19 protein-coding genes are annotated in these 19,622 nt (G+C 60.7%); 3 read left to right on the top strand and 16 right to left on the bottom strand.

The features are described from left to right. Positions 1 to 32: 32 nt before the first annotated feature. The 12 genes from pcaC to AC07VO_RS21635 form a co-directional block, all read right to left on the bottom strand. Positions 33 to 425 (bottom strand): 4-carboxymuconolactone decarboxylase, encoded by a 393-nt coding sequence (gene pcaC, locus AC07VO_RS21690; RefSeq protein WP_028939260.1) that lies wholly within the window; start codon positions 423 to 425, stop codon positions 33 to 35. A 10-nt stretch (positions 426 to 435) separates the two neighbouring features. Then, a complete protein-coding gene (gene pcaD, locus AC07VO_RS21685) occupies positions 436 to 1,242 on the bottom strand; it encodes a 3-oxoadipate enol-lactonase (RefSeq protein WP_086944797.1) in 807 nt (268 codons plus the stop codon). Between the two features lie 11 nt (positions 1,243 to 1,253). Beyond that, positions 1,254 to 2,618 carry a 3-carboxy-cis,cis-muconate cycloisomerase gene (locus AC07VO_RS21680; RefSeq protein WP_086944796.1) on the bottom strand — a complete coding sequence of 455 codons (1,365 nt, stop codon included), beginning with the start codon at positions 2,616 to 2,618 and terminating at the stop codon, positions 1,254 to 1,256. A 45-nt stretch (positions 2,619 to 2,663) separates the two neighbouring features. Continuing rightward, positions 2,664 to 3,959 carry an MFS family transporter gene (locus AC07VO_RS21675; RefSeq protein WP_064619884.1) on the bottom strand — a complete coding sequence of 432 codons (1,296 nt, stop codon included), beginning with the start codon at positions 3,957 to 3,959 and terminating at the stop codon, positions 2,664 to 2,666. Between the two features lie 238 nt (positions 3,960 to 4,197). Further along, on the bottom strand, positions 4,198 to 4,764 hold the full coding sequence (pcaG, locus tag AC07VO_RS21670) for a protocatechuate 3,4-dioxygenase subunit alpha (protein ID WP_018926873.1): 567 nt from the start codon (positions 4,762 to 4,764) through the stop codon (positions 4,198 to 4,200). A gap of 1 nt (position 4,765) precedes the next feature. Beyond that, a complete protein-coding gene (pcaH, locus tag AC07VO_RS21665) occupies positions 4,766 to 5,470 on the bottom strand; it encodes a protocatechuate 3,4-dioxygenase subunit beta (RefSeq protein WP_018926874.1) in 705 nt (234 codons plus the stop codon). A gap of 37 nt (positions 5,471 to 5,507) precedes the next feature. Beyond that, positions 5,508 to 6,713, bottom strand: coding sequence for a 3-oxoadipyl-CoA thiolase (gene pcaF, locus AC07VO_RS21660; protein WP_173861175.1), 1,206 nt, complete (start codon positions 6,711 to 6,713; stop codon positions 5,508 to 5,510). Next, positions 6,710 to 7,489 (bottom strand): CoA-transferase subunit beta, encoded by a 780-nt coding sequence (locus AC07VO_RS21655; protein WP_019580916.1) that lies wholly within the window; start codon positions 7,487 to 7,489, stop codon positions 6,710 to 6,712. Before AC07VO_RS21655 ends, pcaF begins: the two co-directional genes overlap by 4 nt. Then, positions 7,489 to 8,346, bottom strand: a complete 858-nt coding sequence (locus AC07VO_RS21650; RefSeq protein WP_018926877.1) for a CoA transferase subunit A — start codon at positions 8,344 to 8,346, stop codon at positions 7,489 to 7,491. The genes AC07VO_RS21655 and AC07VO_RS21650 overlap by 1 nt, the downstream gene beginning before the upstream one ends. Positions 8,347 to 8,566: 220 nt before the next feature. Continuing rightward, on the bottom strand, positions 8,567 to 9,913 hold the full coding sequence (gene pcaK / locus AC07VO_RS21645; protein WP_019647901.1) for a 4-hydroxybenzoate transporter PcaK: 1,347 nt from the start codon (positions 9,911 to 9,913) through the stop codon (positions 8,567 to 8,569). Between the two features lie 288 nt (positions 9,914 to 10,201). Continuing rightward, the gene (gene pcaR / locus AC07VO_RS21640) at positions 10,202 to 11,044 is read right to left on the bottom strand and encodes a pca regulon transcriptional regulator PcaR (RefSeq protein ID WP_007935836.1); all 843 of its coding nucleotides are present in this window, start codon (positions 11,042 to 11,044) and stop codon (positions 10,202 to 10,204) included. Between the two features lie 261 nt (positions 11,045 to 11,305). Continuing rightward, positions 11,306 to 11,491: a hypothetical protein gene (locus AC07VO_RS21635; protein WP_138866217.1), complete on the bottom strand. Its 186-nt coding sequence runs from the start codon at positions 11,489 to 11,491 to the stop codon at positions 11,306 to 11,308. 210 nt (positions 11,492 to 11,701) lie between these two features. On the opposite strand from AC07VO_RS21635, the gene AC07VO_RS21630 reads away from it, so the two are divergent. Both AC07VO_RS21630 and AC07VO_RS21625 read left to right on the top strand, forming a co-directional pair. After that, on the top strand, positions 11,702 to 11,902 hold the full coding sequence (locus AC07VO_RS21630; RefSeq protein ID WP_018926880.1) for a hypothetical protein: 201 nt from the start codon (positions 11,702 to 11,704) through the stop codon (positions 11,900 to 11,902). Between the two features lie 377 nt (positions 11,903 to 12,279). Then, entirely contained in the window at positions 12,280 to 13,755 is a 1,476-nt protein-coding gene (locus AC07VO_RS21625; protein WP_018926881.1) for an inorganic phosphate transporter, read from the top strand. A gap of 193 nt (positions 13,756 to 13,948) precedes the next feature. On the opposite strand, the gene ccoM is transcribed toward AC07VO_RS21625, so the two are convergent. From ccoM to AC07VO_RS21610, 3 genes are all read right to left on the bottom strand, one after another. Beyond that, positions 13,949 to 14,065 carry a cytochrome c oxidase subunit CcoM gene (gene ccoM, locus AC07VO_RS21620; RefSeq protein WP_018926882.1) on the bottom strand — a complete coding sequence of 39 codons (117 nt, stop codon included), beginning with the start codon at positions 14,063 to 14,065 and terminating at the stop codon, positions 13,949 to 13,951. Between the two features lie 144 nt (positions 14,066 to 14,209). After that, positions 14,210 to 14,371 carry a hypothetical protein gene (locus AC07VO_RS21615; protein WP_007935839.1) on the bottom strand — a complete coding sequence of 54 codons (162 nt, stop codon included), beginning with the start codon at positions 14,369 to 14,371 and terminating at the stop codon, positions 14,210 to 14,212. Between the two features lie 104 nt (positions 14,372 to 14,475). Further along, on the bottom strand, positions 14,476 to 14,817 hold the full coding sequence (locus AC07VO_RS21610; RefSeq protein ID WP_018926883.1) for a hypothetical protein: 342 nt from the start codon (positions 14,815 to 14,817) through the stop codon (positions 14,476 to 14,478). A gap of 229 nt (positions 14,818 to 15,046) precedes the next feature. Here AC07VO_RS21610 and rapA point away from each other — a divergent pair, with 229 nt between their 5' ends. Beyond that, positions 15,047 to 17,893 carry an RNA polymerase-associated protein RapA gene (gene rapA / locus AC07VO_RS21605; protein WP_018926884.1) on the top strand — a complete coding sequence of 949 codons (2,847 nt, stop codon included), beginning with the start codon at positions 15,047 to 15,049 and terminating at the stop codon, positions 17,891 to 17,893. A gap of 112 nt (positions 17,894 to 18,005) precedes the next feature. Here the strand turns inward: rapA and AC07VO_RS21600 are convergent, their stop codons facing one another. After that, positions 18,006 to 19,373 (bottom strand): spinster family MFS transporter, encoded by a 1,368-nt coding sequence (locus AC07VO_RS21600; protein WP_256580779.1) that lies wholly within the window; start codon positions 19,371 to 19,373, stop codon positions 18,006 to 18,008. Between the last annotated feature and the right edge of the window lie 249 nt (positions 19,374 to 19,622).

The following is a 19,622-nucleotide window of genomic DNA, read 5'->3' as shown; positions in this document are numbered from 1 at the left end:
GACGTCAGCTCAAGCAACACAACTTTCGCGGATCACTCCCGCGACTCAACCCCCAACTCATCCCACACCGACTCGGCCAGGTGGAACGTCGCGTTGGCCGCCGGAATTCCGCAATAGATCGCGCTCTGCATGATCACTTCCTTGATCTCGCCACGGGTTACGCCATTGTTGGCGGCGGCGCGCAGGTGCAGTTTAAGTTCTTCGTTGCGGTTCATGCCGATCAGCATGGCGATGGTGATCAGGCTGCGGGTGTGGCGCGGCAGGCCCGGACGGGTCCAGATGTCGCCCCAGGCATGGCGGGTGATCATCTCCTGGAACTCCGAGTTGAACTCGGTCAGCGCGTTCAGGCTGCGGTCGACGTGGGCGTCACCGAGCACTGCGCGACGGACTTTCATGCCCTCGTCGTAACGTTGTTTCTCGTCCACAAAAAATTCCTCAATGACCTGAAAGAAACGCCAGCACCCGCTCGCTGAACGCAGCGCCGGCCTGGACGTTGGACAGGTGCGCGGCGTAGAACTCGGCGTACTCGGCGCCCCGCACATGTTCCTGAATGAAATGCCCGCCGGACGGTGGCGTTACCGCGTCTTCAGTACCGGCGATCACCAGTAGCGGCACCTTGATCGAGGACAACTGATCGCGGAAATCGGCATCGCGCACCGCCGCGCAATTGGCCGCGTAACCTTCAGGCGAGGTAGCCGCGAGCATGTCGGTGATCTGCTTCGCCGCTGCCGGATTGGCGGCGGAAAAATCCGGAGTGAACCAGCGCGCAATCGACGCATCGCGCAGGGCGACCATCGCCGCCGCGCCGTCGCGCAGCACGGTTTCGATCCGAGGGTTCCACACCGATGGATTGCCGATTTTCGCCGCGGTGTTGCACACGATCAGTTTGTTCAAACGCTGACCGGCATTGATCCCCAGCCATTGGCCGATCAACCCGCCCATGGACAGACCGCAGAAATGCGCGCGCTCGATGTGCAACGCATCCAGCAGCGCCAGCACGTCGCGGCCCAGTTGCTCGATGCTGTACGGCCCTGGCGTCACCAATGACTTGCCGTGACCACGGGTGTCAAAACGCAGCACCCGAAAATGCTCGGTGAACGCCGGGATCTGCGCGTCCCACATGTGCAGGTCGGTGCCCAGTGAGTTGGACAGCACCAGTACCGGCGCATCCACCGGTCCATCGAGTTGCGGCCCTTGAATTTGGTAGTGCAGTTCGCCATCGGCGAGTTGTACGAATGCCACAGCAGTCTCCTTCAGGCAGTCAACGCAAAATGTTCAGCCACCGCTCGCTCGACCCAGGTATGGGCCTGACCGAGGTAATGGGCGGGGTCCAGCAGATGATCGAGTTCAGCGTCCGACAACTCGGCGGTCACTTGCGGCTCATCGCCGAGTACCGCGCGCAGATGACGTTGCTCGGCCACAGCACGCTTGCAGCATTGCTCCAGCAGATGATGCGCGGTGTCGCGACCGACCCGTTGCGCCAGGACGATGCTCACGGCTTCGGCGAGCACCAGGCCCTGGGTCAGGTCGAGGTTGCGGGTCATGCGCATCGCGTCCACTTCCAGTCCGTCGGCCACCAATAGCGCTTGCTGCAGGCTGCCCGACACCAAGCAGCAGATCTCCGGCAGGGTTTCCCATTCGGCATGCCACAGGCCCAGGCTGCGCTCGTGTTCCTGGGGCATCGCGCTGAACAAAGTCGAAAGCAAACCCGGCACCCGCGTCGCCGCACCGATCAGCACCGCCGCGCCCACCGGGTTGCGTTTGTGCGGCATGGTCGAGGAACCGCCCTTGCCCGGCGCCGACGGTTCGAACACTTCGCCAGCTTCGGTCTGCATCAACAGGCTGATGTCGCGACCGAGTTTGCCGAGGCTGCCGGCGATCAAGCCAAGCACCGCGCCGAACTCCACCAAACGATCACGCTGGGTGTGCCAGGGTTGTTCCGGCAAGGTCAGTTGCAGTTCCGCGGCCAAGACTTCGGCAATCGGCATCGCCTGATCGCCAAGGGCTGCGAGGGTGCCGGAGGCGCCACCGAATTGCAGCACCAGCAGGCGCGGCTTGAGTTCCAGCAGACGCTGGCGGCTGCGGGTTACCGCGCCCAGCCAACCGGCGATCTTCATGCCAAGGGTGACCGGTGTCGCGTGTTGCAACCAGGTGCGCCCGGCCAGCGGCGTGGCGACGTATCGCTTGGCCTGGGTCGCAAGGGTTTCCCCCAGCTGCGCCAGATCAGCTTCGATCAGTTGCAGCGCGCGGCGCAATTGCAACACCAGGCCAGTGTCCATCACGTCCTGGCTGGTCGCGCCCAGATGCACGTAGCGCTCGGCTTCGGCATCGCTTTTGGCGATCTGCTTGCCCAGCGCCTTGACCAAAGGGATCGCCGAATTGCCCGCCGTGGCAATCGCCTCACCGAGCGCGGCGAAATCGTAATGCTCGGCTTTACAGGCCGCTTCAATAGACGCGACAGCCGCTTGCGGAATCAGGCCAACCCGCGCTTCGGCCCGGGCCAATGCGGCTTCGAAATCCAGCATGGCCTGAACCCGGCCCTGATCGCAGAACACCTCGCGCATGTCGCGTGCGGTGAAGTAGGCATCGAACAATTGATTGCCCGGTCGCTGATTCATAAACAGTCCTTGCAGGCGAGGGCCAGTACGGCCCCCGCGGAAAGATCAAAGGTCGTTTTCCAGATACTTCGGCTGTTTCGGCAGACGCAGGCTGAACAGGAACGCCACCGCCATCATCACCGTCACGTACCAGTAGAACGAGTTTTCCATGCCTGCGGCTTTAAGGCTCAGCGCTACATATTCCGCCGAACCGCCGAAGATCGCGTTGGCCACCGCATACGCCAGGCCTACACCCAAGGCGCGCACTTCTGGCGGGAACATTTCGGCTTTCACCAGACCGCTGATCGAGGTGTAGAAACTGACGATCGCCAGCGCCACGGTAATCAGCACAAACGCCAGGAACGGACTGCTGACACTTTTCAGGCTCAACAGGATCGGTACGGTGAACAACGTCCCGAGGGCGCCGAACCAGAGCATCGAATTGCGCCGGCCAATCTTGTCGGCGAGCATGCCGAACAGCGGCTGCATGCACATATAAAGGAACAGTGCACCGGTCATGATGTAGCTGGCGGTCTTGGCGTGCATGCCAGCGGTGTTCACCAGGTACTTCTGCATGTACGTGGTGAAGGTGTAGAAAATCAGCGAACCGCCGGCGGTGTAACCCAGCACGGTGATGAAGGCTGCCTTGTGATCGCGGAACAGCGCACCAATGCTGCCGGCATCCTTGCTTTCGCGCATTTCCTTACTGCTGGTTTCCTTGAGCGCACGACGCAGGAACAATGAAATCAACGCAGCCACTGCACCGACCACGAACGGAATCCGCCAGCCGTAGGCACGCAACTCATCCTCATTGAGGAACTGCTGCAGGATCACCACCAGCGACACCGCCAGCAACTGTCCGCCAATCAGCGTCACGTACTGGAACGACGCGAAGAACCCGCGCTGGCCCTTGAGGGCGACTTCGCTCATGTAAGTCGCGGTGGTGCCGTATTCGCCGCCCACCGACAAGCCCTGCAGCAAGCGCGCGAACAGCAACAGGATCGGCGCCCAGACACCGATACTGTTGTAGGTCGGCAGGCAAGCGATGAGCAGCGAGCCGAAGCACATCATCAGAATCGAGATCAGCATCGAATTCTTGCGCCCGTGCTTGTCCGCCAGCCGACCGAAGATCCAGCCGCCGATGGGACGCATCAGAAACCCGGCGGCAAACACGCCCGCGGTGTTGACCAACTGCACCGTGGGGTTATCGGACGGAAAAAAGGCCGGGGCAAAGTAGATCGCACAGAAGGCGTAGACGTAGAAGTCGAACCACTCGACCAGATTGCCGGACGAGGCGCCGACAATCGCAAAGATTCTTTTGCTGCGTTCTTCACCGGTGTAGACAGCTGTGGAGGTTGTCATTGTTTTTTCACTCTGTGGGGACCGTGAGAGTCTAGACATATTTCGCAATAGTCCCGTTCCGCAGATGCATGACCTGAGAGCAATGCAATCTCTGTGGCGAGGGAGCTTGCTCCCGCTCGGCTGCGAAGCAGTCGTAAACCGGTTGGCGTGGTTTGCCTGATACATCATGTCAGCCGGGTTTGGGCTTGCTTCGCAAGCCAGCGGGAGCAAGCTCCCTCGCCACAAGAGCAACGATCACTCAGTAATCGAAGAACACCGTCTCCGCATCCGTCCCCTGCAGAATCACATTCCACTGATAAACACCCGCAGCATCCTGCTTCGCCAACAAGGTGCCACGACGTTCGGCAGGCACGCATTCGAGCAGTGGGTCCGCCACGTTGGCTGGCTCACCATCGAAGTAAATCCGCGTCAGCAAGTGCTTCACCAACCCGCGAGCAAACACCAGCACCACCAGGTGCGGCGCCTGGGTCGTGCCCTTCAGGCCTTCCACCGTGCCCGGCTTGATCGTGGTAAAACGAAAGCGCCCTTGCGCATCCACCGGCACCCGACCAAACCCTTCGAAGTTCGGGTCCAGAGGTTTGTCCTGATCGTCTTCGGGGTGGTCGTACTTGCCAGCGGCGTTGGCTTGCCAGACTTCGAGCATGGCGTCGTTGACGAAGTCGCCATTGCCGTCGACGACTTGCCCGGTGATCGCCACACGCTCGCCGAGGGTCTGTTCAACGGTCAGGTCTTCACGGTTCAGCCAGGTCAGGCCGATGTGGTAGTACGGTCCGACGGTGTGGGACGTGGTCGCGTTCAGCGTCATCTTATTTCTCCATCGGCGTGGCGTCGCGGCCGCGCAAAACGATGTCCCAACGATAAGCGAGGGCATAGGAAGGGATGGTTTTTTCCAGATCGAAACTGGCGATCAGACGCTCTTTGGCGCTGGTATCGGGCACGCAGTTGTAGATCGGGTCGTAGGCCAGCAACGGGTCACCCGGGAAATACATCTGGGTCACCAGGCGCGTCAGAATGCTCGGTCCGAACAGGGAGAAATGGACGTGCGCCGGACGCCAGGCATTGTGGTGGTTACCCCACGGGTAGGCGCCAGGCTTGATGGTCTGGAACTGGTACCAGCCATCGGCGTCAGTCACGGTGCGGCCGGTACCGGTGAAGTTCGGGTCCATCGGTGCGTCGTGCAGATCGCGGGCATGGTTGTAACGACCGGCGGCGTTGGCCTGCCAGATCTCCACCAGAATGCCCGGCACCGGCAGACCGTCTTCATCCAGCACACGGCCGTGGATGATGATCCGTTCACCCAATGGCTCGCCCGAGTGCTGGGCGGTCAGGTCGTTGTCCCGCTCCTGAATACGCTCGGCGCCGATGGTCGGGCCGGTGATTTCCGACAGCGAATGAGGCAAAAACACCAACGGCTTGGACGGCGAGCGAAGGTTGGTGGATTGATAAGGAGGGTGCAGGTATTCCGGCTGAGTGCCCGCCTGCGGGCGACGGTAACCTGGTTTGTCAGTCATTGCGCTTTCCTCAATTCTTATTAGTCGCTTCTGTGCGTCAGACCCGTTCGATCGCCAGGGCCAGGCCCTGACCGACACCGACACACATGGTCGCCAAGCCTTTCTTGCCGCCCGTCTTTTCCAGTTGATGCAGTGCGGTCAGCACCAGACGCGCACCGCTCATGCCCAGCGGATGGCCCAAGGCAATGGCGCCACCGTTCGGGTTGACCTGGGCCGCGTCATCCGCCAGTCCCAGTTCACGCAGCACCGCCAGACCCTGGCTGGCGAAGGCTTCGTTGAGTTCGATCACGTCGAAATCGTTGACCGCCACGCCCAGGCGCTCAGTCAATTTACGCACCGCCGGCACCGGGCCGATACCCATCACCCGTGGTGCGACGCCGGCGCTGGCCATGCCGAGCACTTTGGCGCGGGCGGTCAGGCCGTGTTTTTTCACGGCTTCGGCCGAAGCCAGGATCAGCGCTGCAGCACCGTCGTTCACACCGGAGGCATTGCCGGCGGTGACGGTTTTGTCGGGGCCGTTGACCGGTTTGAGTTTGGCCAGGGTCTCGAGTGTGGTATCGGCGCGAGGATGTTCGTCCTGGCTGACCACTGTTTCACCCTTCTTGTGGGCAATGCGCACTTCAACGATTTCTTCGGCGAAAAATCCTGCGGCTTGCGCGGCGGCTGTCCGTTGCTGACTGCGCAGTGCGAAAGCGTCCTGATCCTCGCGGGAAACCTGGTAATCGTCGGCCACGTTATCGGCGGTTTGCGGCATTGCATCGACGCCGTACTGGGCTTTCATCAGCGGGTTGATGAATCGCCAGCCGATGGTGGTGTCTTCCAGCTTCATGTTGCGCGAAAACGCCGCGTCCGCCTTGCCCATCACGAATGGCGCGCGGGACATCGATTCGACGCCACCGGCAATCGCCAACTCCATCTCACCGCTGGCGATGGCCCGAAACGCAGTGCCGATAGCGTCCATGCCCGAAGCGCAGAGGCGATTGAGGGTGACGCCTGGAATGGTTTCCGGCAGCCCCGCCAGCAGCAACGCCATTCGAGCCACGTTGCGGTTGTCTTCGCCGGCCTGGTTGGCGCAGCCGAGGAACACCTCGTCCACCGCGTTCCAGTCCACCGACGGGTTGCGCGCCATCAGCGCCTTGATCGGCACGGCGGCCAGGTCATCGGCACGGACCGCCGACAGACCACCGCCGAATCGGCCAATGGGGGTGCGAATCGCGTCGCAGATATAAACGTCACGCATCAGGCTTCTCCGGGTGCTTGGCCGTGGGCCGCCGCAGTGCGGGCTTCCAGATCACGCAGCGCGGTCAACTCGACTTCGGTTGGCTCGGCAGTGTTTTCAACGGTGTCGGCAAAACGAATCGGCCAACCGGTGGCCGCGATCACTTGCTCGCGGGTCACCCCTGGGTGCAGCGCGGTGACCACGAATTCATGGGTGCCGGCTTCCGGTTCCATGATGCACAGGTCGGTAATAATGCCGACAGGACCGGCGCCTGGCAGGCCGAGACGTTTGCGCGAATCACCGCCCTCGCCATGACCAACCGAGGTAATGAAGTCGAGCTTGTCGACAAAGGAGCGCGCCGACTGCTTGAGGATGATCAACACGCTCTTGGCGGAACCGGCGATCTCCGGCGCGCCACCTGCACCCGGCAGGCGAACTTTTGGCTGATGGTAGTCGCCGACTACCGTGGTGTTGATGTTGCCGAAGCGATCGACTTGCGCGGCGCCGAGGAAGCCGACGTCAATGCGCCCGCCCTGCAGCCAGTAGCGAAAAATCTCGCCGGTCGGGACGACGGTGTCGGCGGTTTCCGCCAGCTCACCGTCACCGATCGACAATGGCAGTACGCTTGGCTTGGCACCTATCGGACCCGATTCGTAGATCAGGACTACATCGGGCGAGGACGTCAGTCGCGCCAGGTTGGCGGCTTTCGACGGCAGGCCGATACCAACGAAGCACACCGAACCGTTTTTCAGGCGGCGGGCGGCGGCGACGGTCATCATTTCATTGGTGGTGTAAGTCATTACTTGGCCTCCGAAGCAGCGGCCAGCTTGGCCTGGAACTCGCTGAAGTCAGCGCAGCCGTGGATGTACTCGTTGATCCACGCGGTGAAGGTTTCACGGTCGCGGGCAATCGGGTCCCAGGCCTGGTAGAAGCGGTTGTCACGCTCGGTGTAACCGTGGGCGTAGGACGGATGCGCGCCGCCCGGTACGTGGCAGACCGCGCTCAGAGCCCAGGTCGGCAGCACGCAAGCGTTCATCGGTGCATTGAGGTCATCGACGATTTCTTCGACGGTGACGATGCAACGCTTGGCCGCCAGCGCCGCTTCTTTCTGCACCCCGAGAATGCCCCAGAGCAGCACGTTGCCTTGGCGGTCGGCTTTCTGCGCGTGAATCACGGTGATGTCCGGGCGCACCGACGGCACCGCCGCCAGCACTTCGCCGGTGAACGGGCACGTGACGGTCTTGATCAGCGGGTTGACCTTCGGCAGGTCGGAACCGGCGTAGGCTCGCAGCACCGCGAACGGTAAGCCCGAAGCGCCCGCGACGTAGGCATTGGCCAGGTCGGCGTGGCTGTGCTCTTCGATTTCCAGCGCATGCGGCCACTGCCGCTCGACTGCGTCGCGCAGACGGTGCAGCGAACCGACGCCAGGGTTGCCGCCCCAGGAGAAAATCAGTTTGCGAGCACAACCGGCACCGATCAACTGGTCGTAGATCAGGTCAGGCGTCATCCGCACCAGGGTCAGATCTTTCTTGCCCTGGCGAATGATTTCGTGACCGGCCGCCGTAGGAATCAGGTGAGTGAAGCCTTCGAGCGCGACGGTATCGCCGTCGTTGACGAACTGCTTCACCGCGTCATGCAGCGAAAGGATTTCAGCCATGGGGCAGGCTCCCGTTTTGTTATGAACCGACAGTGTGGGAAAAAGGCGCCGATGCGCAGCGCCGGAATGACTGAAGATTAAGCCCCTGGAACAACCCAAACAATCCGATAATCGACTGAGTGTTCGTTTATCGAACAGATTGTTACCTCGCTACCGATCCCAAAAAAGCATTTCAGATCGTTCCCACGCTCGGCGTGGGAACGATCACTCTCAAGCCGGATCAGGTCGCATCCGCATGGCTGACCATGCCCTTGATCACCACCGCCGTGGTCGCCAACGCGGCCGGAATCACCAGAGCCGTCAACACCTGCTCGAAGTTCCAGCCCAGGCCCAGCAACGTCGCGCCCATCCACGCCCCGAGGATCGCGCCGAAGCGGCCAATCCCAAGCATCCACGACACACCGGTCGCCCGCCCTTGCGTCGGGTAAAAACGCGCCGCCAGCGACGGCATTGCCGATTGCGCGCCGTTGACACACATCCCGGCCACCAGCACCAGGGTCGCCAGCACGGCGATGTTGCCCAGGCTCTGCCCTACCGCGTAGGCAAACACCCCGGCCAATAGGTAGAAAGTGCCGATGACCTTGTGCGGATTGAACCGGTCCATCGCCCAACCCACGCCCACTGCGCTCAACACCCCACCCAGCTGGAACAGCGCACCAATGAATGCGGCCTGCTCCATGCTCGCGCCGCTGTCACGCATCAGCGTCGGCAACCAACTGGTCAGCAGATAAACAATCACCAGCCCCATGAAGTACGTCAGCCACAGCAACAATGTGCCGGTGCTGTAAGTGCCGGAGAAGATCACCGCGAACACATTGCGTGCCTTCACGGTTTTCTGTTCCGGCACGCTGAAGCTCGAAGCCTGGGCCACCAGCGCTGGGTCGATCGGTGCCAGGGCTTTGCGCACTTTGTCGGTACCGCGATTGCGCACCACCAGATAGCGCGCCGATTCAGGCAACCACAACAGCAAAACGACGGTGAGCATCAGCGGCAGAATCCCGCCGATCATCAACAGGCTGTGCCAGCCGAAGGCCGGGATCAGTTTGGCCGAGATGAAACCGCCCCCGGCCATGCCGAGGTTGAAGCCGCAGAACATGCTGGTCACCAGCAGGGACTTCTTGCGTTCCGGGGTGTATTCGGACAGCAGCGTGGTCGCGTTCGGCATGCCGGCGCCCAGGCCCAGGCCGGTGAGGAAACGCAGCACCAGCAGTTGATCGACATTGGTGCTGTAAGCCGATGCCAGGCTGAACGCACCGAACAACAACACCGCGCCTACCAGTACGACTTTTCGCCCGAAGCGGTCAGCCAACGGCCCGGAACCCAAGGCGCCAAAGACCATGCCGATCAGTGCCGCACTCATCACCGGGCCGAGGCTGGCGCGATCGATGCCCCAGTCCTGGGACAATGCCGGCGCGATAAACCCCATGGCCGCGGTGTCGAGGCCATCGAGGAAGACAATCAGGAAACACAGGATCACCACCCGCCATTGGTAGCGCGAAATGGGTTGAGCGTTGATGAAGGACTGCACGTCGAGGCAGTTCCCTACAGCAGACTGAGGCTGGTTCATTATTTTTATTCCACGCAAAGAACGCAGTCGAACAAGTGCCAGCCGAGGCTGACGCTGTCACAAGAAAAGAAGGTCGGGATCAGGCGATCCGGTTTCGGCAGCTAAGCCGGTGGGAACAGCGACAGTGGGGAAACGTGCACATGACGATGCCTCTTCTCATTATTATTGGGTCGTCGTCCGGTAACCGGCTGAAGGCCAGCAGCGCCGGATGACGCTGCCGCGACATTAATGATCCGAGAGAAACAGCGTCAATTCGATAAACGCGACTCTGTGCGTTTATCGAACAGCTTAGGCGAACAGCTGCGCACTCAAGTCGCGGCTGGCACTCAACAGACCTGGCAGGAAACGTTGCTCCAGCTCGCTGCGGCTGACCCGGCCGGCATGGGTGCTGACGTTCAGCGCCGCCACTACCTGGCCAGAAGCGTCATACACCGGCACGGCAATCGAGCGCAGGCCTTGCTCCAGTTCCTGATCGACGATGCACCAGCCTTGTCGCCGTACTTCTTGAAGGCATTCGAGCAAGGCTTCGGGGGTATGCAGGGTGCGACTGGTCTTGGCTTGCAAGTCTGCATGGTCGAGGTATTCGCGCAGCGACGTGTCGTCCAGCGCGGCGAGCAGAATCCGGCCCATGGAGGTGCAATAGGCCGGCAAGCGCCCACCCACCGAGAGGTCGACGGAAATCAGCCGCTGGGTAGTCGCCGAGCGCGCAATGTACAAAATGTCATCGCCCTCCAGCGTGGCCATGTTGCAGGCCTCGTGCAGTTGCTCGCTCATGCGGTCCAGGTACGGCTGGGCAGACACCGCCAGTGGAGTCGACGACAGATAGGCATGGCCCAGGGTCAAGACTTTGGGCAGCAGCGAATAGGTGCGCCCGTCGGTGGTGGCGTAGCCGAGCTTGATCAGCGTATGCAGGCAACGTCGCACAGCGGCGCGGGGAATTTCCGTGCGGTGGCTGATCTGTGCAATGGTCAGGTGCCGCTTGCGCTCCTGGAACGCTTGCACCACCGCCAGGCCACGGGCCAGGGAAGTCATGAAATCCGGGTCACCGGTCAGGGCCTGGATTCGCTTGGCGGGCGAGGCGACGATCGGCGGCGCCACTGAAGCGAAGGAATTGCGCATTTGATCGTTCATATCAGGTTCCCCACACGGATCAGCGACTATTACAAGCGGCCCCGGTCTGACACACAAGCCAGCGGCTGCCAGGATTGGGCGATTATCGAACCACAGACCGATAATCGCAATCGTGCTGCGTGCATTCAGCCATCCTGCTTTCACTCACCCACAATACGGTTGTTATTTTCGGTCACTGGTTTAAAGGAGAACGATGTAATAATTTGTCCGGCTTAATGGCGCCAGAAAGTCACCACTGCAACTGGCATCAGTCCACCGTAGTTACCGGCAAGTTGCGAGCAACAAAACAATCACACATGAGGAACTACTTTTAACTGCCAAGAGATAGTGTTCTTCGAATCGACCGCTATAATGCATTTCAGAGGCGACCGGTTTTTTTGTACCGATTCCGCCCGCCGGCAGCGCGATATCCATCGCCGCTGTCCGCAGCAAGCGCTTGACGCTCATTTAATATGTTCCGCCAACGCGCTCGCTGAAACAGGAGACTGATGCTGCGTCAGCTGTTTTTCTCTGGTGCCGTGGCCGCCTGCAACATTGAAGTATTGATTGTGCCGTGGGAACGATGTCGTATCAGGCATTGTCCTTTCGACGAGCATGGTCAATAGATCGATGCAGCGCGTTTCACCAGAATTAATCTCAACTCAATTAGGTAGCACTGTGACGAAAGACGAACTGCGCGCGGAACTTGAGCGCCAGGAACAACGTTACAAGGAAGTTTACGGCGGGGAAATCACCACCTACGCCGCTCAGCCCGAACCCGAACGCAAACCCTGGCGTAAACGCGCCACCGTTCAGGATCAGGCCTTCACCCAGGAATTGCAGAAGATGGAAAAGGAACTCAAAGCCGAAGAGCCATGACCGCCTCGACTTGAATCCTTTCAAGAGCCTGCGTCTGCACCCGTTAAAAACGGGTTGTATCGATGGTGCTTTTCGCGCCCGCTACAAGCGGGCAGCGGCTTCCTCATCCATTCGATGAGGCAAACGGCTCTTGCCTGACCTTCTTCTCAGATATTTCACACAAGCGTTCAAGCCTCTCGTCCCAACGAGAGAAACCCTTGTGGCAGCTGCCTTTCCAAGCGAATTCAATGACTTGTAGGCCCCTGAAAAACCCTGGGATTCAGGGGATTGCCACCCACTAATTCATTGAAGAATGTAACCGATGAGCAGCAAGTGCATCGATTATCAGTCTTTTCTGGCATAATCGCGCCCCCTTACGAACGGGTCAGAAAACCTTCATGATCGATTTATTCAGCGGACTGGATGCTTGGGTGCTTGTGAGCCTCTTGCTCGCCCTGGCCTTTGTCCTCGCCTTCGAGTTCATCAACGGCTTTCATGACACCGCAAACGCGGTGGCCACTGTTATCTACACCAAAGCCATGCCGCCTCATCTGGCGGTGTTCTTTTCCGGTGTGTTCAACTTCCTCGGCGTGCTGCTGGGCGGTGTGGGGGTGGCGTATGCCATCGTCCATCTGCTGCCGGTAGAACTGTTGATCAATGTGAACACCGGTCACGGGCTGGCCATGGTGTTCTCGTTACTCGCCGCGGCCATCACTTGGAACCTGGGCACCTGGTACTTCGGTATCCCGGCCTCCAGTTCCCATACGCTAATCGGTTCGATCCTCGGTGTCGGCCTGGCCAATGCCCTGATCAACGACATTCCGCTGGCCGACGGCGTGAACTGGCAGAAAGCGATCGACATCGGCGCGTCCCTGGTGTTCTCGCCGATGGCCGGCTTCCTCGTTGCCGCCCTGGTGCTGATCGGCCTTAAATGGTGGCGTCCGCTATCCAAGATGCACAAGACACCGGAACAGCGCCGCAAGATCGACGACAAGAAACACCCGCCGTTCTGGAACCGTCTGGTACTGGTGATTTCGGCCATGGCGGTCAGCTTCGTGCACGGCTCGAACGATGGCCAGAAAGGTATCGGCCTGATCATGCTGGTGCTGATCGGTATCGTCCCGGCGCAGTTCGTACTCGACCTGGGCAGCACCACCTACCAGATCGAACGGACGCGCGATGCGACCCTGCACCTGAGCCAGTTCTACAAGCGCAATGCCGATACGCTGGGTGAATTCCTGGCCCTGGGCAAAAGCGTGGAAGGTGATCTGCCGGAGAAATTCCGTTGCAACCCGCAACAGACCGAACCGACCATCGCCGCCCTGCTCGACACCCTCAAGGGTGTAGCTGACTACCACTCGCTGCCGGCGGAGAGCCGCATCGAAGTGCGTCGTTACCTGCTCTGCCTGGACGACACGGCGAAGAAAGTCAGCAAGCTGCCTGGCCTCGCTGCCCGTGAAAAGGCTGACCTGGACAAACTGCGCAAGGACCTGACCACCACCACTGAATATGCTCCGTTCTGGGTGATTCTGGCGGTCGCACTGGCCCTCGGCCTGGGTACCATGGTCGGCTGGAAGCGCGTGGTACTGACCATCGGCGAGAAAATCGGCAAGCAAGGCATGACCTATGCCCAAGGCATGTCGGCGCAGATCACCACCGCGAGCATGATCGGCCTGGCCAACATCTTCAGCCTGCCCGTCTCCACTACCCACGTCCTGTCCTCAGGCGTGGCCGGCACCATGGTCGCGAACAAAAGCGGCCTGCAAGGCGGTACTGTCAGAACCATCCTGCTGGCCTGGGTCCTGACCCTGCCAGCCACCGTAGCCCTGTCGGCCGGCCTGTTCTGGCTGGCCTCCAAGGCACTGGGTAGCTGATACACCGCTACTGAAAAAGGCGCGTTCCGTGAGGTTCGCGCCTTTTTTATTGCCCGCATTTCGGTATTAGATCGTTCCCACACTCTGCGTGGGAATGCAGCCCGGGACGCTCCGCATCCCTTTCGATCGCACAAAAAAAAAGGGCGACCGAAGTCGCCCAAAATGCCTTGCGTGCTCATTGCTCCAGAAAGAACTACGGTTTTCTCCGCTTATGCGAATCCTTCCAGATAAAAAAACCAAACCCTGCAAAAAACAGAACCATGAGGCCGACTGTCAGCACTCCGGCGATCACCACGTTATCGAAAAACATGACTGGCCTCCTGCACATGCTCTGTTGCGATGGGGCTAAGTTAACCAATCGGGCAGGAGAGAAAATTGACCGGGATCAATGCCGCCCGAGACTGGGCGTAAAGGAAGGGAAATAACTGACCTGCATCAACAGATGCAGGGTGTTTCAACGCTTTTTCGGTTTGTTCTTCGGCTTTTTCTTCGCTTTACCCAACGGCATGGCCTGCTCAAATGCCTGGCGCACTTCGTTCAGGCGCTTTTCATTTAGGTCATGAACCCGTTTGGCACGTTCAGAATTGAGGTCGATCAGCTTGTCATCTTGGCTCATGGCGTTCAGTGCATCGCTTGGAAATGAATTCAGCTGCCGGCTAAAGGCGACAGGATTGCGCCAATAATGCGGTCTGGCGCGGGCGCTGACCAGTCTCCGACACTTCAGATCTCGATATCGACCCACAACCCCTGACGTGGCTGACTCTCCATCAACGGCACCACCGGCACGGTATTGTCGGCATTGAGCTCATTACCGGGGATCGCCAAATGCTCTTCAGGATCCTCATCGGCCTCGCGACGGCGCCGCTCCCGTTCCTGTTGCCGACGCTGCTCCTCGCGCAGCTGCAGGCCCGCCTCTTCCGGGTCGCGGTTTTGCAGGTCGATGGTGCTTTCATTGGAGCTTTCCTGCACCGACACCACGGGGGGAATATCCGGGCGCTGGCGGATCGGATCCTGCTGTGAAGTGATCGGCACGGCGCTCAAGGGGAGCATCGGTGGCAGCATATTTTTGGTCTCCTGTCAGCAGGCTGTCGGCTGCGGGGATGGCGACTTGAGCCATCGGTCGAAAACTTGTGACCCAACGCACAGACAGGAGCTGCCGAAGGCTGCGATCTTTTCAGGACTTGAAGATCAAAAGATCGCAACCTTCGGTAGCTCCTATTGAGTAATCCTTTGGCCCTGAAGGCTCATTCCGTTAAGATAGCCCGCTTTTTCAAGGTGGGAGTCAGGCAGCATGGCGCAGCAGTATCAACCGGGGCAACGCTGGATCAGTGACAGCGAAGCCGAGCTGGGTTTAGGCACCGTTCTGGCACAGGACGGCCGCTTGTTGACCGTGCTCTACCCGGCCACTGGCGACACTCGCCAGTATGCGCTACGGAATGCGCCCCTCACCCGCGTGCGGTTTTCGCCGGGTGACTCGATTACTCACTTCGAGGGCTGGAAACTGACCGTACAGGAAGTCGACGACATTGACGGCCTGCTGGTCTACCACGGCCTCAATGGGCAGAACGAAGTGGTCACCCTGCCGGAAACCCAACTGTCGAACTTCATTCAGTTCCGACTGGCGAGCGACCGTCTGTTCGCCGGCCAGATCGACCCGCTGGCCTGGTTCTCCCTGCGTTATCACACCCTGGAACACACCAGCCGCCAGTTGCAATCGTCGCTCTGGGGCCTGGGCGGTGTGCGCGCGCAACCGATCGCGCACCAGTTGCACATCGCCCGTGAAGTCGCCGACCGCATTGCGCCGCGGGTTCTGCTGGCCGATGAAGTGGGCCTGGGCAAGACCATCGAAGCCGGTCTGGTGATCCATCGCCAACTGCTCTCGGGCCGCGCCAACCGCGTGCTGATCCTGGTGCCGGAAAACCTCCAGCACCAGTGGCTGGTGGAGATGCGCCGCCGCTTCAACCTGCAAGTTGCACTGTTCGATGAAGAACGCTTCATCGAAAGCGATGCCACCAACCCGTTCGAAGACACCCAGCTTGCCCTGGTGGCGCTCGAATGGCTGGTGGAAGACGAGAAAGCCCAGGACGCGCTGTTCGCCGCCGGCTGGGATTTGATGGTGGTCGACGAAGCGCACCACCTGGTGTGGCACGAAGACCAGGTCAGCCCTGAGTACTCCCTGGTGGAGCAGCTTGCTGAAACGATCCCGGGCGTATTGCTGCTGACCGCAACCCCGGAACAACTGGGCCAAGACAGCCACTTTGCCCGTCTGCGCCTGCTCGACCCGAATCGTTTCCATGACCTGCATGCCTTCCGCGCCGAGAGCGAAAACTATCGCCCGGTGGCCGAAGCCGTTCAGGAGTTGCTGGACAAAGGGCGCCTGTCGCCTGAAGCGCACAAGACCATTCACGGCTTCCTCGGTAACGAAGGCGAAGCCCTGCTGAGCGCAGTCAACGATGGCGATACCGAAGCCTGCGCCCGTCTGGTCCGCGAACTGCTGGACCGCCATGGCACTGGCCGCGTGCTGTTCCGTAATACCCGCGCCGCCGTGCAGGGTTTCCCGGAGCGCAAACTGCACCCCTACCCGCTGCCGTGCCCGGCCGAATACCTCGAACTGCCGTTGGGCGATCACATCGAGCTGTACCCGGAAGTCAGCTTCCAGTCCCAGCCGGACGCCAACGAAGAAGAACGCTGGTGGAAATTCGACCCGCGCGTCGAATGGCTGATCGACACCCTGAAAATGCTCAAGCGCACCAAAGTGCTGGTGATCTGTGCCCACGCCGAAACCGCCATGGACCTGGAAGACGCCCTGCGCGTGCGTTCCGGCATTCCGGCCACGGTGTTCCACGAAGGCATGAACATCCTTGAGCGTGACCGCGCCGCCGCCTACTTCGCGGACGAAGAATTCGGCGCCCAGGTGCTGATCTGCTCGGAAATCGGCAGTGAAGGCCGTAACTTCCAGTTCTCGCACCATCTGGTGCTGTTCGACCTGCCGTCGCACCCGGACCTGCTGGAGCAACGCATCGGTCGTCTCGACCGGATCGGCCAGAAGCACGTCATCGAACTGCACGTGCCATACCTGGAAACCAGCCCGCAAGAGCGGCTGTTCCAGTGGTACCACGAAGCGCTGAACGCATTCCTCAACACCTGCCCGACCGGCAACGCCTTGCAGCATCAGTTCGGCCCGCGCCTGCTGCCGCTGCTGGAAGAGACCGACGATGGCGAGTGGAAAGCACTGATCGACGAGGCCCGCGCCGAGCGTGAGCGTCTGGAAGACGAACTGCACACCGGTCGCGACCGCTTGCTGGAACTCAACTCCGGCGGCGCGGGTGAAGGCGATGCGCTGGTCGAAGCGATTCTCGAACAGGACGATCAGTTCGCCCTGCCGATCTACATGGAAACCCTGTTCGACGCCTTCGGCATCGACAGCGAAGACCATTCGGAAAACGCGCTGATCCTCAAGCCCAGCGAAAAAATGCTCGACGCCAGCTTCCCGCTGGGCGACGACGAAGGCGTGACCATCACCTACGACCGCAACCAGGCGCTGTCTCGTGAAGACATGCAGTTCATCACCTGGGAACACCCGATGGTTCAGGGCGGCATGGACCTGGTCCTGTCCGGCTCGATGGGCAATACCGCCGTGGCGCTGATCAAGAACAAGGCGCTGAAACCGGGCACCGTGTTGCTGGAACTGCTCTATGTCAGCGAAGTGGTTGCCCCGCGTTCGCTGCAACTGGGCCGTTACCTGCCGCCGGCCGCCCTGCGCTGCCTGCTCGACGCCAATGGCAATGACCTGTCGGCCCGGGTGTCGTTCGAAACCCTGAACGATCAACTGGAAAGCGTGCCCCGCGCCAGCGCCAACAAGTTCATCCAGGCCCAGCGCGACCAGCTGACGCCACGGATCAACGCCGGCGAAGAGAAGATCACCCCGCGTCATGCCGAGCGCGTGGCCGAGGCACAACGTCGCCTGGCGGCCGATACCGACGAAGAACTGGCGCGCCTGACCGCCTTGCAAGCGGTCAACCCGACCGTGCGCGACAGCGAACTGGTTGCCCTGCGCAAGCAGCGCGAGCAAGGCCTGGCCATGCTCGACAAAGCGGCATTGCGACTGGAAGCGATTCGGGTGTTGGTGGCGGGCTAAACCGCCCTGCTCCATCGCCAAAGATGAAAAGGCCCGCAGCGATGCGGGCCTTTTTGTTTGCCTTGTCCCGCCCGCCGATCATTCCCACGCAGAGCGTGGGAACGATCAATCCTCAGGCCGTGACCGCAGCACCCTTTGGCTCAACCACCGCCACCAACCCTTCTTTCATCCGCTTGGCATCCCGCACAAAACACCGCGATGCCAAAAACAGAAACACCATGGTGAAAAACAGCGCCACCGGGATCAGGTACATCGCGTCATGCAGGCCGACAGCCTTGAATGCCTCGGTCATCTGCTCGGCACCCGCCGAGAGCATCGCGGTATGGGCGAAGTGATCGGACAGACCGCCCACCACCACCGGCCCCAAACCACCGCCCAACAGATACAACCCGGCAAAGAACAACGCCATCGCCGTCGCCCGCAGGCGTGGTTCGACCACGTCCTGAATCGCCGTGTACACGCAGGTGTAGAAGTTGTAGGCGAATAACCACCCCAGGCTGAATACCGCGACAAATACCCCGATCTCGATCCGCCCGGCATGCAGCGCCCAAGCCGTGCACAACGTCGAAATGATCAGGCTGAACGCGGCGAACAGCAGTCGCCCGTTGGCCACCCGCTGGTGAATCTTGTCGGCAATCCATCCGCCTAATGTCAGGCCGAACAACCCGGTCACTCCGACGATCACCCCGGTCGCCACCGCCGCGTCCTGTAACGGCATCAGAAAATAACGCTGCAGCATCGGCACCAGAAACGAGTTGCAGGCATAGGTGGCGAAGTTGAAACAAAGCCCCGCCATCACCAGCCACAGAAAAGTCGGCACCGCCAGCACTCGACGGATCGGCCGGTCCACACGCTCCTGTGAAACCTGCACGCTTTCCGCCGCGCCACGTTTCGGCTCTTTGATGAAGAACATGAAGACCGCCAGGATCAACCCCGGCACCGCCGCGATAAAGAACGGCGCACGCCAGCTGTCGAACGCCTTCACCATCGCACCAATGGTGAAGAACGCCAGCAGCAGGCCCAGCGGCAAGCCGAGCATGAAAATGCCCATGGCCCGCGCCCGACGATGCGCCGGGAACAAGTCGCCGATCAGCGAGTTGGCAGCCGGCGCGTAACTGGCTTCACCGATGCCGATGCCCATCCGCACGATCAGGAAACTCCAGAAACTGCCCACCAACCCGTTGACCGCGGTCAGCCCGCTCCATGCCGCCAGGCCCCAGCCCATCAGTTTGCTGCGCGAGCCAGTATCGGCCAATCGCCCCAGAGGCAGGCCGGCAATAGCGTAGACGATGGTGAATGCAGTCCCGATGATCCCCAGCTGAAAGTCGCTGAGGTGCCATTCCATGCGGATCGGCTCGATGATGATCGCCGGAATGGTGCGATCGAAGAAGTTGAACAGGTTGGCCAGGAACAACAGGAACAGAATGCGCCAGGCATTCGCCGCTTGGGTCGAGTTCTGCATGGGTCCGTCTCTTTTTATTGTTGTTGGGGCCGTCACTGTCCCCGGAACCTCCAATCTAGTCAGGCCCGTCAGGGCTGTCTGTCATTATTCGCAAGGCTGATATCAGCCCATGGCGCCACACATAACCTGTGGGATCAGTGCTGTCAGGAAGCCAGGTTTTTCACCATCAGTCGCAGGCTGGAAAAATACCTCTGCGCCCCCCTTCCCAACGGCATGGCGAAGCCTAGAATAGCGGCCTTGTCTGCCCACCCCGTTCCCATTCCTCCT

It is taken from the genome of Pseudomonas sp. GW821-FHT03E01 (assembly GCF_059420765.1).
This window is presented reverse-complemented; position numbering and strand designations above follow the sequence as displayed.

Excerpts from the sequence above, each read along its gene's own strand:
- AC07VO_RS21680 (WP_086944796.1), bottom strand. The coding sequence starts at position 2,618 with ATGAATCAGCGACCGGGCAATCAATTGTTCGATGCCTACTTCACCGCA.
- rapA (WP_018926884.1), top strand. The coding sequence starts at position 15,047 with ATGGCGCAGCAGTATCAACCGGGGCAACGCTGGATCAGTGACAGCGAA.
- AC07VO_RS21675 (WP_064619884.1), bottom strand. The coding sequence starts at position 3,959 with ATGACAACCTCCACAGCTGTCTACACCGGTGAAGAACGCAGCAAAAGA.
- pcaK (WP_019647901.1), bottom strand. The coding sequence starts at position 9,913 with ATGAACCAGCCTCAGTCTGCTGTAGGGAACTGCCTCGACGTGCAGTCC.
- pcaH (WP_018926874.1), bottom strand. The coding sequence starts at position 5,470 with ATGACTGACAAACCAGGTTACCGTCGCCCGCAGGCGGGCACTCAGCCG.
- AC07VO_RS21635 (WP_138866217.1), bottom strand. The coding sequence starts at position 11,491 with ATGAGCGTCAAGCGCTTGCTGCGGACAGCGGCGATGGATATCGCGCTG.
- AC07VO_RS21625 (WP_018926881.1), top strand. The coding sequence starts at position 12,280 with ATGATCGATTTATTCAGCGGACTGGATGCTTGGGTGCTTGTGAGCCTC.
- ccoM (WP_018926882.1), bottom strand. The coding sequence starts at position 14,065 with ATGTTTTTCGATAACGTGGTGATCGCCGGAGTGCTGACAGTCGGCCTC.
- pcaR (WP_007935836.1), bottom strand. The coding sequence starts at position 11,044 with ATGAACGATCAAATGCGCAATTCCTTCGCTTCAGTGGCGCCGCCGATC.
- AC07VO_RS21610 (WP_018926883.1), bottom strand. The coding sequence starts at position 14,817 with ATGCTGCCACCGATGCTCCCCTTGAGCGCCGTGCCGATCACTTCACAG.
- AC07VO_RS21615 (WP_007935839.1), bottom strand. The coding sequence starts at position 14,371 with ATGAGCCAAGATGACAAGCTGATCGACCTCAATTCTGAACGTGCCAAA.
- pcaG (WP_018926873.1), bottom strand. The coding sequence starts at position 4,764 with ATGACGCTGAACGCGACCACGTCCCACACCGTCGGACCGTACTACCAC.
- AC07VO_RS21650 (WP_018926877.1), bottom strand. The coding sequence starts at position 8,346 with ATGGCTGAAATCCTTTCGCTGCATGACGCGGTGAAGCAGTTCGTCAAC.
- AC07VO_RS21655 (WP_019580916.1), bottom strand. The coding sequence starts at position 7,489 with ATGACTTACACCACCAATGAAATGATGACCGTCGCCGCCGCCCGCCGC.